At 70.3% G+C, this 13,343-nt stretch carries 11 protein-coding genes; 3 read left to right on the top strand and 8 right to left on the bottom strand.

Annotated features, from left to right (window positions below):
* Nucleotides 1–38 precede the first annotated feature (38 nt).
* The 3 genes from IFU30_RS16935 to IFU30_RS16925 all read right to left on the bottom strand — a co-directional run bounded on the left by IFU30_RS16935 (nucleotide 39) and on the right by IFU30_RS16925 (nucleotide 4,792).
* Complete coding sequence (locus IFU30_RS16935; protein ID WP_192006268.1) at nucleotides 39–1,487, bottom strand: GH1 family beta-glucosidase; 1,449 nt, start codon at nucleotides 1,485–1,487, stop codon at nucleotides 39–41.
* 304 nt (nucleotides 1,488–1,791) lie between these two features.
* Nucleotides 1,792–3,588 carry an MDR family MFS transporter gene (locus tag IFU30_RS16930; protein ID WP_192006266.1) on the bottom strand — a complete coding sequence of 599 codons (1,797 nt, stop codon included), beginning with the start codon at nucleotides 3,586–3,588 and terminating at the stop codon, nucleotides 1,792–1,794.
* A 109-nt stretch (nucleotides 3,589–3,697) separates the two neighbouring features.
* Nucleotides 3,698–4,792: an alpha/beta hydrolase gene (locus IFU30_RS16925; protein WP_192006264.1), complete on the bottom strand. Its 1,095-nt coding sequence runs from the start codon at nucleotides 4,790–4,792 to the stop codon at nucleotides 3,698–3,700.
* An 81-nt stretch (nucleotides 4,793–4,873) separates the two neighbouring features.
* On the opposite strand from IFU30_RS16925, the gene IFU30_RS16920 reads away from it, so the two are divergent.
* Complete coding sequence (locus IFU30_RS16920; RefSeq protein WP_342450888.1) at nucleotides 4,874–5,725, top strand: M15 family metallopeptidase; 852 nt, start codon at nucleotides 4,874–4,876, stop codon at nucleotides 5,723–5,725.
* Between the two features lie 133 nt (nucleotides 5,726–5,858).
* Here IFU30_RS16920 and pgm read toward each other — a convergent pair whose 3' ends face one another.
* From pgm to IFU30_RS16900, 4 genes are all read right to left on the bottom strand, one after another.
* Entirely contained in the window at nucleotides 5,859–7,478 is a 1,620-nt protein-coding gene (gene pgm / locus IFU30_RS16915) for a phosphoglucomutase (alpha-D-glucose-1,6-bisphosphate-dependent) (protein WP_079706448.1), read from the bottom strand.
* A gap of 28 nt (nucleotides 7,479–7,506) precedes the next feature.
* Nucleotides 7,507–7,947: a type II toxin-antitoxin system VapC family toxin gene (locus IFU30_RS16910; protein WP_342450887.1), complete on the bottom strand. Its 441-nt coding sequence runs from the start codon at nucleotides 7,945–7,947 to the stop codon at nucleotides 7,507–7,509.
* A 2-nt stretch (nucleotides 7,948–7,949) separates the two neighbouring features.
* Nucleotides 7,950–8,192, bottom strand: a complete 243-nt coding sequence (locus tag IFU30_RS16905) for a ribbon-helix-helix protein, CopG family (protein ID WP_192006260.1) — start codon at nucleotides 8,190–8,192, stop codon at nucleotides 7,950–7,952.
* Between the two features lie 125 nt (nucleotides 8,193–8,317).
* Complete coding sequence (locus tag IFU30_RS16900; RefSeq protein WP_192006258.1) at nucleotides 8,318–9,886, bottom strand: alpha/beta hydrolase; 1,569 nt, start codon at nucleotides 9,884–9,886, stop codon at nucleotides 8,318–8,320.
* A 289-nt stretch (nucleotides 9,887–10,175) separates the two neighbouring features.
* On the opposite strand from IFU30_RS16900, the gene pheA reads away from it, so the two are divergent.
* On the top strand, nucleotides 10,176–11,138 hold the full coding sequence (gene pheA / locus IFU30_RS16895; protein ID WP_086475276.1) for a prephenate dehydratase: 963 nt from the start codon (nucleotides 10,176–10,178) through the stop codon (nucleotides 11,136–11,138).
* A gap of 120 nt (nucleotides 11,139–11,258) precedes the next feature.
* Here the strand turns inward: pheA and IFU30_RS16890 are convergent, their stop codons facing one another.
* Nucleotides 11,259–11,927, bottom strand: coding sequence for a GntR family transcriptional regulator (locus IFU30_RS16890; RefSeq protein WP_192006256.1), 669 nt, complete (start codon nucleotides 11,925–11,927; stop codon nucleotides 11,259–11,261).
* A gap of 93 nt (nucleotides 11,928–12,020) precedes the next feature.
* Between IFU30_RS16890 and IFU30_RS16885 the strand changes: the two genes are divergently transcribed.
* A complete protein-coding gene (locus IFU30_RS16885) occupies nucleotides 12,021–13,310 on the top strand; it encodes an MFS transporter (protein WP_441005556.1) in 1,290 nt (429 codons plus the stop codon).
* Nucleotides 13,311–13,343: the final 33 nt, after the last annotated feature.

Here is a 13,343-nt window from a genome sequence, read left to right as displayed (position 1 = left end):
GCGTCCCCTCGATCGCGACACGCCGGAGTGTTCGTGCGTCAGGGAAGCTCCGCCACGGCGGGCACCACACGCGAGGCGGCGATGCGGCGCGCGTAGGCGAGTCCGCTGTCCTTGATCGTGCGCTCCTGCGTGTCGTAGTCGACCCGCACGATGCCGAACCGCTTGTCGTAGCCGTACGCCCATTCGAAGTTGTCGAGCAGCGACCAGACGAAGTAGCCGCGCACGTCGGCACCGTCGGCGATCGCGAGTTCCACCTGGTCGATGTGGTCCTGGATGAAGGCGTCGCGGTCGACGTCGTGGATGCGGCCGTCCTCTGCGACGACGTCGTCGTAGGCCGCACCGTTCTCGGTCACGTACAGCGGCGGCAGCGTCGGGTACTGGCGGCCGAGCCGGACGAGCAGGGTGCGGAGGCCGGCGGGGTGCACCTCCCAGTCCATCGCGGTGCGCGGGAGTCCGCGGCTCGGGAAGGAGATGTCGGGCGAGGCGAGCCAGGGCGAACCGGTCTCGCGCTCGGTCGCGCCCGAGTGGCCGCCGTCGGCGCCGGAGTCGTCGGGGTGACCCGACACGAGGTCGTCGTGGTAGTGGTTGACGCCGAGGAAGTCGATCGGGGCGGAGATGGTCTCGAGGTCGCCGTCATGGACGAGCGTGTCGAGGCCGAGGCCCTCGAGGTCGTGGGCGACGTCGGCCGGGTACGCGCCGAGGACGATCGGTTCGAGGAAGATGCGGTTCATGATCCCGTCGACGCGGCGGGCGGCGTCGACGTCGGCCGGGTCGGTGGGGTCCGCCGGGATCGCATTAGTGAGGTTGAGGGTGATGCCGATCTGCTCGGCACCGAGCTCGCGGAGGCGCGTGGTAGCGAGGCCGTGGGCGAGGTGCTGGTGGTGGATGGCGGCGAGCGCGGCGGCCTCGTCGCGGCGGCCGGGTGCGTGCACGCCGACGGCGTAGCCGAGCAGGGAGGAGCAGAACGGTTCGTTGAAGGTCGTCCAGTGCTGGACGCGGTCGCCGAGCGCCTCGTAGGTGGCCTCGGCGTAGTCGACGAAGCGCAGGGCGGTGTCGCGGTTCGTCCAGCCGCCCTGCTCCTCGAGCGCCTGCGGGAGGTCCCAGTGGTACAGGGTGAGCCAGGGGAGGATGCCGACGTCGAGGAGTTGGTCGACGAGACGGCTGTAGAAGTCGAGGCCGGCGGGGTTGACGTCGCGGTCGCCCGGCTTGATGCGCGCCCAGCTCGTGGAGAAGCGGTAGGCGTCGAGGCCCAGCTCGGACATGATCGCGACGTCGCCGGCGGTGCGGTGGTAGTGGTCGACGGCGACCTCGAGGTCGTCACCGTTGGCGATCGCGCCGGGCACCCGGGCGAAGGCGTCCCAGATGGAGTCCTCCTTGCCGTCCTCGTGCGCTGCTCCCTCGACCTGGGCGGCCGCGGTGGCGGAACCCCAGAGGAACGGCGGCAGGATCAGGGCCGGACGGGTGCTGGGCTGGGGGGCGTGCGTCATCGAAGCTCCTCGTGGCTGGGTGCACGCCCATGCTATCGCCTGCTGAGAGCGCTCTCATGCTCGTCTGGTGTGTGGGTGGGGTGTGGCGCCAGCGCGGTGCGCTGACGCGAGCGCGGGTCTGCGGCGTGAGCGCGCCCCTCCGGAGGGGCGCGCTCACGCGCTGGGGCCGCGGTGACGCCGATTCGACAGCGGTCACGTCAGCGCACCGCGCTGACACCCGGATGACCCCTTCAGCGCGGTGCGCTGGCGGCGGTCACCCCGCGCTCACGTCAGCGCGGTGCGCTGGCAAACCGACGAACGACGGTCAGCGATGGGCGGACGGATCGACGACGCGGTTGCTCGCCGTGTCGGGTGACAGCTGCGACCCCGCCAGCTCGGCGGCACGCTGGGCGGCGAGCGACAACTCGTCCTCGGCGTCCTCCGCAGCCTGGGCGTCGGTGCGCTCCTGCAGCGCGGACTTCGCCCGCAGCGGCGGCGCCTTGAGGAACCAGCTCAGCACGAACGCGACGGCGACCACCGCGAAGCTCACCCAGAACACGGTCACGGTCGCATCCGCGAACCCTGTGAGGAACGGCGCGGCCAGGTCGTGGTTCGCACCGACGAGGAACGAGGTGTCGCCGTCGAGCGCGGAACCGGCCGAGCCGCTGTTCTCCTGCGCCCGCTGCAGCACCTTGAGGATGCCCTCGTTCGCCGGGTCCGACAGCACGGCCGGGTCCTGCGCCGCAGCCCGGACCCGCTCGCTGAGCGTCGGGTCGGCGAACGCCGCCGCGATGGTCGTCGGGATCCGCGTGTAGAGCACGGAGAAGATCACGGCCGTGCCCAGCGTTCCACCGATCTGACGGAAGAAGGTCGACGAGCTCGTCGCCACCCCGATGTCGCGTGCCTCGACGGCGTTCTGGCTCGCGATCGTCAGCGTCTGCATCAGCTGGCCGAGTCCGAGGCCGACGAGCAGCATGCCGCCCATCATCCACCAGACGGGCTTGTCGGCCGTCGCGAAGCTGAAGTAGAAGAAGCCGCTCAGGAGCAGGAAGGTCCCGACGATCGGGAACGCCTTGTACTTGCCGGTCCGCGCGATGATCTGGCCGCTTGCGATCGACGAGATCATGAGGCCGAGGATCATCGGCAGCATCAGCAGGCCGGACTCGGTCGGCGTCGCACCCTCGACGAGCTGCAGGAACAGCGGCACCGTCATCATCGCGCCGAACATGCCGAACCCGACGAGCACGCCGAGGATGGTGGCGACCCGGAAGGTCGAGTTCTTGAAGAGCTTCAACGGGATGAGCGCATCGTCGCCCATGGCCCGTTCGACGAGGATGAACCCGATGATGCCGGCGACCCCGATGGCGTAGCAGGCGATGGACCCGGCCGAGGCCCAGCCCCAGATGCGGCCCTGCTCGGCGACGAGCAGCAGGGGCACGACGGCGAGGACGACCGTGGCGGCACCCCACCAGTCGATGCGGACGCTGTGGCGGGTGTGCGGGATGTGCAGGAAACGGAGGACGATCGCGAGCGCGATGACACCGATCGGCAGGTTGATGAGGAACACCCAGCGCCAGCCGGTGATGAACAGCAGCTCGGGGGCGCCGGCGAACAGGCCGCCGATGAGCGGGCCGATGACGCTCGAGACGCCGAAGACCGCGAGGAAGTACCCCTGGTACTTGGCGCGCTCGCGCGGGGCCAGCATGTCGCCCATGATCGTCAGCGGCAGGGCCATGAGGCCGCCGGCGCCGAGGCCCTGGATGGCACGGAAGATCGCCAGCTCGTACATCGAACCGGACATGCCGGCGAGGAGCGAGCCGATGAGGAAGATCGAGATCGCGATGATGAACAGCGGGCGGCGGCCGAAGATGTCGGACAGCTTGCCGTAGATCGGCGTCGAGACGGTCGAGGTGATCAGGTAGGCGGTGGTGACCCACGCCTGGAGGGCCATGCCGTCGAGGTCGTCGGCGATCGTGCGCATCGAGGTGCCGACGATGGTCTGGTCGAGTGCGGAGAGGAACATCCCGGCCATGAGGCCGAAGATGATGAAGAGGATCTGCCGGTGACTGAGGACGGGGGCGGATCCCGACGGCTCGGTCGAGGCGGGGGAGCTGGATGACATGCGGTCTCGTTCGACTCTGGGCGCGCCGGTTTGCAGGCGCACCGACGTTGGGGATTTTGCGTAGTGTGCAAACTTACACCCGGCGCAAGTTCCGCGGCAACCGCTTCGGTCAGGGCGTGGTGGTCGTCGCTGCGTCGAGGTTCGCGTCGAGCGCCGCGAGGTAGTCCAGGGTGGCCGTGAGTGCCACGTGGGCGTCGTCGAGGTCGAGGTGGAACTGGTACTCGTGGGGGAGTGCCGGCTCGTGGTCCGCGGCCCAGAACAGCTTCGTGACGTCGACGCCGGCGTCCTCGAGGGCGCTGCTCATCGGGACCGACTGCAACCAGGTGAGCGCGTCGCCGTTCCCGCCGGTGATGAAGGTCGGCGGGAAGTCGGCGGTGACGAAGTCGATCGTCGACATGAGCGCGCCGGTCGACGTCTCCGACCAGTCCTTCGTACCCGCGTAGGCCCAGAGGGCGGTCTGGAGGCCCCAGGCGCCGATGCCGTCGAGCTCGGCCATCGACGGCAGGTCGTAGACCCCGCAGTTGAGGATCGTCCCGACGAGCTGGTCGGCGTCGATACCAGGGGTCATGCCCGACAGCGCCGCGTAGTCGGGGTTGGTCGTGAGGACGGCGAGCTGGCTGGCGAGCTGCGATCCCGCTGAGTCGCCCGCGAGCACGAGGCGATCCGGGTTCCCGTTCCACTCGGCGGCGTGCTCCGAGATGTACGCGAGGGCGTCGTTGAGTTGGTTCACGGCCGTCGGATAGACGGCCTCGGGAGCGATCGTGTAGTTGACCGCGATCGTCGTGTACCCCGCTGCTGCGAGGATGCGGAGATAGGGCTCGACGTTGCCCTTCTCGCCGGAGATCCAGGCGCCGCCGTGGATCCAGACGATCGTGGTCAGCGGTTCGGTGCCGTCCGCTGGGGTGAAGACGTCGAGGGTGGTGTCCACCTGTGGTCGGCCGCCGCTCGGTGCCGCGTACGCGATGTCGCGGAACTCCGTGAGCTTCGTGTCGGGGACGTACGGTTCCATCTCGGCGACCGTCGCAGCACCGCCGCGTTCGAACACCGAGCGGATGAGGAGCGCGGACGGCCACGGGGTGATGGCCGCGATGACCGCGACGACGAGGCCGAGACCGATCACGACGGCGGCCGCGGTCAGGAGCCGACGGAATCGCGGGCGCTTCCGGTGCGTCGGCGCGTGGTGTGCTGGCGTCCCTGCGGTCATGGTCGGGCCCCTCGTCCGGTGTGCAAGCCTGTCGACAGTGTGGCAGAGGCGCATGCGCCGTGTCGCGGTTAGGCTCGACGTGTGACCGCAGCCCACCAGCCCTCCCACCGACGCCCGGTTTCGCGGCGCGTCCGACGCAACCGCGTGATCGCGTTGAGCGTCCTGGCCGCCGCGCTCGCGATCCTGCTCGTGGTGCTCGTCGTGAACATCGCCGGCGGCGCCACGCCCACCCCGGCCGCCGCCACGAAGACGCCGAGCGCGACCCCGTCCGTCACCCCGACGCCGACCCCCACGCCGACGCCGACGGAGACGGTTCCGGTCGCGCCCCCAGCCCCGCCGGCGTTCGACAAGGCCGCCTACTCGATCGACGACCCGCTGAGCCCGTGGGTGGTCGTCAACAAGACCCGGCCGCTGAACCCGGTCGACTACACACCACCGGACCTCGTGTCCGTCCCCGTCGCCCACACGTGGGACCCGCTGTTGCGTGCCGAGGCCGCCGCCGCGATCGTGCAGCTGTTCGACACCGCCTCGGCAGAGGCCGGCCTGTCGCTCGCTTCGAACAGCGCGTACCGCAGCTACTCGAGCCAGGTGTCGGTGTACGACAGTGAACCCGACGACTCGACGACCGCACGCCCCGGCTACAGCGAGCACCAGACCGGCTGGACGATGGACATCGGTGCCGAGAGCGGTAACTGCTCGCTCAACACCTGCTTCGGCGACACGGCGGAGGGCCAGTGGCTCGCCGCGAACGCCTACCGCTTCGGGTTCCTCCTGCGGTACCCGGCCGACAAGGTCGACGTCACCGGCTTCTCGTTCGAGCCATGGCACTACCGCTACATCGGCGTGCCGCTCGCGACCGAGATGCACGACACGGGCGTGACGACACTCGAGGAGTTCTTCGGGCTCCCGGCGGCTCCCGGGTACCTGAACTAGCCCTTCGACAGGCTCAGGGACCGGGGGTCGGCACGTCCCTCGACAGGCCCGGATGCAGGCGACAGGCCCGGATGCAGGCGACGGGCTCGGCGAGCGTGTGTCCGCTCACCGAGCCCGTCGAGGCGTCGGCCGCCTAGGCGCCGAGGGCGGCGTCGACGATCTGCTTCGCCTCCGCCTGGACGAGCTTGAGGTGCTCCGCGCCCTTGAACGACTCGGCGTAGATCTTGTAGACGTCCTCGGTGCCGGACGGACGCGCGGCGAACCACGCGTGCTCGGTCACGACCTTGACGCCGCCGATGGCCGCGTCGTTGCCCGGCGCGTGACTGAGCTTCGCGACGATCGGGTCGCCGGCGAGCTCGGTCGCCGTGATGGCGTCGCCGTCGAGCTTGCCGAGCCGCGCCTTCTGTTCCTTCGAGGCGGCGGCGTCGACGCGCTCGTACACGGGGTCGCCGAAGCGCTCGGTCAGCTCGCGGTAGAGCACCGAAGGGGTCTTGCCCGTCACGGCGAGGATCTCGGCGGCGAGCAGGCAGAGGAGGATGCCGTCCTTGTCGGTGGTCCACACCGAGCCGTCGAAGCGGAGGAAGCTCGCGCCGGCGCTCTCCTCGCCACCGAAGCCGACCGAGCCGTCGACGAGACCGGGAACGAACCACTTGAAGCCGACCGGGACCTCCCAGAGGCGGCGTCCGAGGGACTCGGCCACGCGGTCGACGACCGACGACGACACGAGGGTCTTGCCCACGGCTGCGTCCTCGCGCCAACCCGGCCGGTTCGCGTAGAGGTAGTCGATCGCGACGGCGAGGTAATGGTTGGGGTTCATGAGCCCAGCGTCGGGCGTGACGATGCCGTGGCGGTCCGCGTCGGCGTCATTGCCGGTGAGGAGGTCGAACTCGTCGCGTCGTGCGACGAGCGCCGCCATGGCGGAGGGCGACGACGGGTCCATGCGGATCTTGCCGTCCCAGTCGAGCGTCATGAACGCCCAGGCCGGGTCGACGTGCGGGTTCACGACGGTGAGGTCGATCTCGTAGCGGTCGGCGATCGCCTGCCAGTAGTGGACGCTCGCACCGCCGAGGGGGTCGGCACCGATGCGGATCCCGCTGCGCTTGATGGCGTCGAGGTTGATGATGTGCTTCAGGTCGTCGACGTAGTTGCCGCGGAAGTCGTACGTCTCGACGGCAGACGGTTCCGCCATCTTGACGTCGTGCAGCCCACCGGCGATGAGCTCGTTGGCGCGGTTCGCGATCCAGGAGGTCGCGTCGGAGTCGGCAGGTCCGCCGTGCGGGGGGTTGTACTTGAAGCCGCCGTCGGCCGGCGGGTTGTGGCTGGGCGTGACGACGATGCCGTCCGCCTGGTCGCCGTTGCCCTCGGCGTTGTACTTGAGGATCGCGTGGCTGAGCGCCGGGGTCGGCACGAAGTCGTCGAACTCGTCGACCAGGACGCGCACACCGTTGGCGACCAGGACCTCGAGGGCCGTCGTCTGCGCCGGCCCGCTGAGCGCGTGGGTGTCGGAGCCGATGAAGAGCGGCCCGGTGATCCCCTGGCTCGCGCGGTACTCGACGATCGCCTGCGTGGTGGCGGCGATGTGGTCCTGGTTGAACGCGGTGTTCAGCGAGGAGCCGCGGTGGCCGGAGGTGCCGAACACCACCCGCTGCTCGGGGATCGAGACGTCCGGCTTCAGCGTGTAGTACGCGTCGATGAGCGACGGGACGTCGATCAGATCTGCTTCGGTGGCGGGGGTACCTGCGCGATCGTTCATCGCACCAGTCTGGCAGGAACGACCGATGTCAGGAAGGCGCTTGACCCGTGGCGAGTGGCGATTCCCAGCGGAGGTCGGGGAAGCGCGCGAAGTCGCAATCGAGCGTGACGAAGGTGGCCCGGTGTTCGATCGCGAGTGCGGCGTGGGCCGCGTCCGAGACGAGGTTGCCTTGGGCCTCGACCGCTGCACAGAGCGAGGTGAAGACCGTCCAGAACGACGGGCCAGGGCGGACAACCTGAACGCCGGGCTCGTCGCGGAGTCGCTGCATCTGCTCGAGCGCGACGGAGATCGGAGTGGGGTCGACGAAGATCCGACGCTGGGTCACGATCCGGATGTACCCCGCGAGCACGGCTTCGCTGACGCCCAGGGGCTCTCTCGATCGGACGGCATCTTCCAACCAGGTTGCGAGCGTGCGGTGGTGTTGTGAATCGGGTCGGAACGCGCCGATGAGGACGTTGGTGTCGACCACCTTCACTCGAAACCGTCCATGATGTCCTCGAGTTGCGCGTTGTTCGTGAGGTCGATTCCTGGGCGGGGTCCTCCCTGGCCGTACGGCACGACCTTGTAGGGCTCCCGCTCGGGCGGTGCGGCCGCTGCGGCCAGCTTCGCGCGCAGGGCCTCTTCGATGTAGGCGGTCACGGTCTTCCCCTCCTGCGAGGCGTGCTCGCGGACGGCCTCGTAGAACTCGTCGGCGAGTCGGATGGTCGTTCGCATGAGCCGAGCCTATGAAGGTGTATGTCGGTATGTCAACGACGCTACCCGGTTCCCTCGGCGCAGGGGCGGGCCGACACAGATCTGTGGAGAGGTCGCTGCTCCGGGGGCCTGTGGATGGCCGTCGACTAGCGCGTGGCGAGGAGCGCCGCGGCCGAGGCGGAAGCGGAGGCGGTCGCGGAGGCGCTCGTCGTGGATGCGCCCGCGCCGGCGCCCGCGGCGTCCGGCACGGAGGTGCGCTGGTGGGACGATCCGGGCATCGTCAGGTCGGCGACCGCGTAGGCCTGACCCGTGACGATGCGCTGGATGGCGTAGAGGCTCTCGGTGGCCGGCCCGAGGTACTTGCCCCGGTCGTCGGCGTTGCTCGACCCGACCGCGTTGTGTCCCTCGACGGCGCCGAGGTGGTCGCCGTCGCCGAGCGTCAGCCCGTCCGAGCCGAAGGTGGTCGCGCCCCAGGAGCTCGTCGCTGGGTCGGCTCGACCGGACAGGAGCTGGCCGAGACCGGCGAGGGTGTCGGCGCTCGCTTGGGAGGCGTACACGCGGCCGGCCGGGACGTGCAGATCGTCGATCCCGATCTCCGTCGGGATGCCGGCCGAACCGAGCATGACGAAGTCGTCGACGTGATAGTCGCCGGACGCCAACGCGAGCGAGGCCGTCGCCGTGCCGTAGGAGTGCGCCACGACGCTCAACCGGGAGACGACGCCGTGAGCGGAACGGACGGCGTCGTATCCGGCGAGCACCCCGGCGAGCAGGGGAGCCCCCTCGATGGCCCGGTCGTTCGACGGCACCTCGAGTGCGCTCGGGCTGTGTCCGCCGATCCAGAGGATGACCGCACTGTCGGCTGCGGCGGTCTGGATGCGCTTCGCCCCGCGCAGGTAGTCGTCGAGTTCGAGGGCGCTGCTGTTCATCCCGGGGACGAGCACCGTGACGTAGGCGGCGGTGTCCACGTCTCCGACGGCGACCGCGACCCGCGGGGGTCCGGAGCCGCCCGCCTGCAACGTGATCAGGTACTCGGGCTGGAGGCGGGCGGCGATCGCGTCCGGTGCGTACCGGTCGGCGAGCAGCTTGATCGCGTCCAGGCGCGACAGGGTCGTGGCGAGGGCCGCCGAGTCCGCCTGCCCGTCGACCTGGTCGCTGCTCACCGTCAGCGAGCGGTAGCTCGCCTCGGTGTCGGCGAGGAGGCCGGCGAGCCGGGAGACGTTGGCCGTCGCCCGGTCCGTGTAGGCGACACCCTCGAGGTTGCCGATGACCGCCGGGTAACCGGTGATGAGCAGTGCGCGGTATCCAGGAGCGAGCTCGGTCCACAGCTGCGCGACCTGCGATGAGGACATCGTCGTGAGGGTCGTCGCCGCCGCGGCGAGATCCCCGGCGTAGGCGGTGGTGAAGGCGGCGGCCGTCATCGTCGGGACGGAGGAGGCCGCCGGTGCGAAGTCGGCGGCGGAGATCGCGGACGCACCGGCGGTCGAGGTCTGCGTCACCGTGACCACGCCGGCCAGGATCGCGGCGATCGCGACGGTCATGACGAGCGACTTGACGAGGGTCGCGCGGGCCGCCGAGATCGGCCGGTGCACCCAGGTCGGCAGCGACAACGACGGGAGGCTCCAGGAGGAGCCGAGGCTGAACGCGGCCTCGCTGCCGCTCGCCAGGTTCAGTCGGGGAGTGGACCGCGGGGCGGCGTCGGTGAAGACACTCGTCACGTCACTCCTGTTCCTGTCTCAGCCCGTCGGGTGGAGCCTCGCGCGACATGGATCACGCATCGAGATCGGGGAGACGAACGGCCGTGAACTCGCTTCCCGAGACGAGCGGCAGCGCTCAATACACCCTTGTATCCATTGTGGCGGGTAGTGGCGTGATTTGAATAGCTCAAAACGGGGGGTATCGGGGCCGAAATGACCCGATCTTCCTGGAAATCACCCGAATGTGACCTGGATGGGAGTCAACGGTCGTCCAAGGGCGTGTCGCGAACCACACGGTACGCTCGGAGGCATGCCAGCCGCACCCGCCGACGACGCCCTCCGGAGCTACAGTTTCCTCGGTCCGAGCGGGACCTTCACCGAGGTGGCACTCGGCCAGGTCGAGGAGGCCAGGGGCCAGATCTGGAAGCCCGTGTCGAACGTCGGCGAGGCGCTCGGCGACGTCCTCGAGGGCCGCAGCACAGCCGCGGTCATCGCCATCGAGAACTCGGTCGACGGAGGGGTGTCCGTGGCGCAGGATGCACTCGCCACGATGCCCGGTCTCCGCATCGTCGGCGAGGTGCTCGTGCCGGTGAACTTCGTGCTCGTCGCCCGCCCCGGAACCCGCCTCGAGGACGTCTCGGTCGTGAACGCGCACCCCGTCGCCTACGGGCAGTGCCACCTCTGGCTCGACGCCAAGCTGCCCTCGCACGGACACATCCCGGCGTCGAGCAACGTCGCCGCCGCGGCCTCGCTCCTCGACGGCACCTCCACCGCCGACGCCGCGGTCGCCCCGCCCGGCATCGTGAACCACTACGACCTCGACGTCCTCGCGGAGAACATCGGCGACAACCCGAACGCCGTGACCCGCTTCGTCGTCGTCAGTCGCTCACGGGAGATCCCGGCCAGGACGGGCGCCGACAAGACGAGCCTCATCGTCGAGCTGCCGAACGACGAGTCCGGCTCGCTGCTCGGCATGCTCGAGCAGTTCTCCACGCGAGGTGTGAACCTGAGCCTCATCGAGTCGCGGCCCATCGGCGACGCGCTCGGCCGGTACCGCTTCGTGATCGACGCCCTCGGACACATCGAGGACGAGCGGATGGCCGACGCCCTGCTGGGGCTCCGACGCTTCAGCCCGAATGTGATCTTCCTGGGCTCGTACCCGAGCGCCGATCGCACCGCCGTCGACTACCACTCCCGGTACAACGACGAGGTGTTCATCGAGGCCCGCGACTGGTTGCGCGGGCTGCTCTCGGCGGAGCCGCTCGACGACTGAGCTGTCACGTTCGCGCATAACTCCTGCTGTCGGTCCGTGTCCGAACTCGGGGACGGGGTGTCAGCGGGATTCGCGGCCGGGTGCAGGAGTTGTGGACGCCGACCGCGCGTCAACGGTGCTTCAGCTGACGATGTCGACACCGTGACCGCGAAGGCGCCGCTGGTCGGCGGTGAGCGAGGCGATGAGCCGCTCGTTCGTCCCGCGGATGTGGCGCGCGACGAGGTCCGCCGCGCGCTCGGGGTCGCGCGCCGCGACCGCGTCGAGGATGGCGCGGTGCTCCGTGGCGGCCTGCTCTCGGGCCTCGGGCGTCCGTACCTCGAGCCAGCGGGTGCGGGCGAGCCGGACCATCGCGCCGTGCACCCCTTCGGCGAGCAGGTGGTTCGCGGACAGCGCCGCGAGCTCCTCGTGGAAGTCGCCGCCGACGCGGAGCACCGTGTGCTCGTCGTCGGGGCGGGGTTCGTCGAGCAGGGTGCGGATCGCGGCGAGCTGCGCTTCGGTCGCGCGTTCGGCGGCGAGCCGGACGCCGGCGGTCTCGAGCGCCTCACGGACCTCGGCGATGAGGCCGATCTCCTCGAGGTCGATGGGGGCGACGATCCAGCCGCGGCCGTCGCGACGCGCCAGTCCCTCGGCCTCGAGCCGGGTGAGTGCTGCGCGCACGGGCGTCCGTGACGCCGCGAAGCGTTGCTCGAGCCCCCGCTCGGTGAGCGGCTGCCCGGGCGCGAGGTCGAGGGTCAGGATCGCCCCGCGGAGGCGCTCGTACAGCTGCGTGGTCTGCGTCGGAGTGCTCATCCGTGTTCCCGATCCGGCCGGTGGCGATTGGTATACCAAAATGGTGTACCGTCATGCTAGCAGTGGGAGACGCCCAGCGCAGGAGGCGGCACGATGACCGGAACGACACCAGCCCCCGTGGCCCCGGCGACCGCTCGCGGCGCGCGCCCACCGATGCCGAACGCCGGTCGGGCCTGGACCGTCCTCGGGCTCGGTGTCGCCGCGCAGACCGCCGGCACGCTCTTCGTCAGCACCCCGGCGTTCCTCATCCCGCTCCTGCACGCCGAGCGGGGCATGTCGCTCGCCGAGGCCGGCGTCCTGGCCGCTGCCCCCACGCTCGGCATGGTGCTGACGCTCATCGCCTGGGGCTGGCTGGCCGACCGTGTCGGCGAGCGCATCGTCATCGCTGGCGGCCTCGCCCTCACCGCGTTGGCCGCTGCCGGGGCGATCGCCGCGGACAGCCTCATCCCCTCGCTCGGCTACGGTCCACTCGGCATCCTGCTCCTCCTCGGTGGTGCCGCCTCCGCGAGCACGAACTCGGCGAGCGGCCGGATCGTCGTCGGCTGGTTCCCGAAGGACCGCCGCGGCCTCGCGATGGGGATCCGCCAGATGTCACAGCCGCTCGGCGTCACGGCGGCCGCGGTGACGGTGCCGTCCGTGGCGGCGGCGTCGGGCATCTCCGCCGCCCTCCTGATCTCGCTCGTCGCGACGGGTGTCCTCGCTGTGGCCTGCACCATCGGACTCCGGAATCCGCCACGGACCGTCGTGCCGAAGCCGGTCTCGACGGAGACGACGCCGAACCCCGTGGCCGTGCGACCACGCAACCCCTACCGAGGCGACGGCTTCCTCTGGCGCATCCACGCCGTGTCGATCCTGCTCGTGGTGCCGCAGTTCACGCTCACGACCTTCGCGCTCGTCTGGCTCGTCACCGATCAGGGCTGGAACGCGCTCGCGGCGGGCGTGCTCGTCGGTGTCGCGCAGTTCGTCGGAGCGATCGGTCGGATCGGCGTCGGGGTGTTGAGCGACCGGGTCGGCAGCCGGGTGCGACCGCTGCGCTGGGTGGCGGTGTCGGCGGTCGTCGTCATGTTGCTCCTCGCCGGCGTCGGGCTGCTGCAGTGGCCCGTGGCTGTCGCCGTCGCGCTCGTCGTCGCCAGTGCCGTGACGGTCGCCGACAACGGGCTGGCCTTCACCTCGGTCGCCGAGATGGCCGGCCCCGCCTGGGCCGGGCGGGCGCTGGGAGCGCAGAACACCGGCCAGTTCATCGCCGCGTCGGTCGTCGGTCCGGCGGTCGGTGCGCTCATCGGCTTGGTCGGCTATCCGCTCGCCTTCCTCGCGGTCGCGGTGCTCCCGGCCCTCGCGATCCCGATCATCCCGAGCGAGGCCGCGGAGCACGACCACCTTTAGGTCGTCGTCCCACTGGTTCGGCCGGCTCGTCTA

This window comes from Plantibacter sp. CFBP 8798 (assembly GCF_014841195.1).
GTDB lineage: Bacteria > Actinomycetota > Actinomycetes > Actinomycetales > Microbacteriaceae > Plantibacter > Plantibacter auratus.
This window is presented reverse-complemented; position numbering and strand designations above follow the sequence as displayed.

Excerpts from the sequence above, each read along its gene's own strand:
- IFU30_RS16925 (WP_192006264.1), bottom strand. The coding sequence starts at position 4,792 with ATGACCGCAGGGACGCCAGCACACCACGCGCCGACGCACCGGAAGCGC.
- pheA (WP_086475276.1), top strand. The coding sequence starts at position 10,176 with ATGCCAGCCGCACCCGCCGACGACGCCCTCCGGAGCTACAGTTTCCTC.
- IFU30_RS16905 (WP_192006260.1), bottom strand. The coding sequence starts at position 8,192 with ATGCGAACGACCATCCGACTCGCCGACGAGTTCTACGAGGCCGTCCGC.
- pgm (WP_079706448.1), bottom strand. The coding sequence starts at position 7,478 with ATGAACGATCGCGCAGGTACCCCCGCCACCGAAGCAGATCTGATCGAC.
- IFU30_RS16885 (WP_441005556.1), top strand. The coding sequence starts at position 12,021 with ATGACCGGAACGACACCAGCCCCCGTGGCCCCGGCGACCGCTCGCGGC.
- IFU30_RS16890 (WP_192006256.1), bottom strand. The coding sequence starts at position 11,927 with ATGAGCACTCCGACGCAGACCACGCAGCTGTACGAGCGCCTCCGCGGG.
- IFU30_RS16935 (WP_192006268.1), bottom strand. The coding sequence starts at position 1,487 with ATGACGCACGCCCCCCAGCCCAGCACCCGTCCGGCCCTGATCCTGCCG.
- IFU30_RS16930 (WP_192006266.1), bottom strand. The coding sequence starts at position 3,588 with ATGTCATCCAGCTCCCCCGCCTCGACCGAGCCGTCGGGATCCGCCCCC.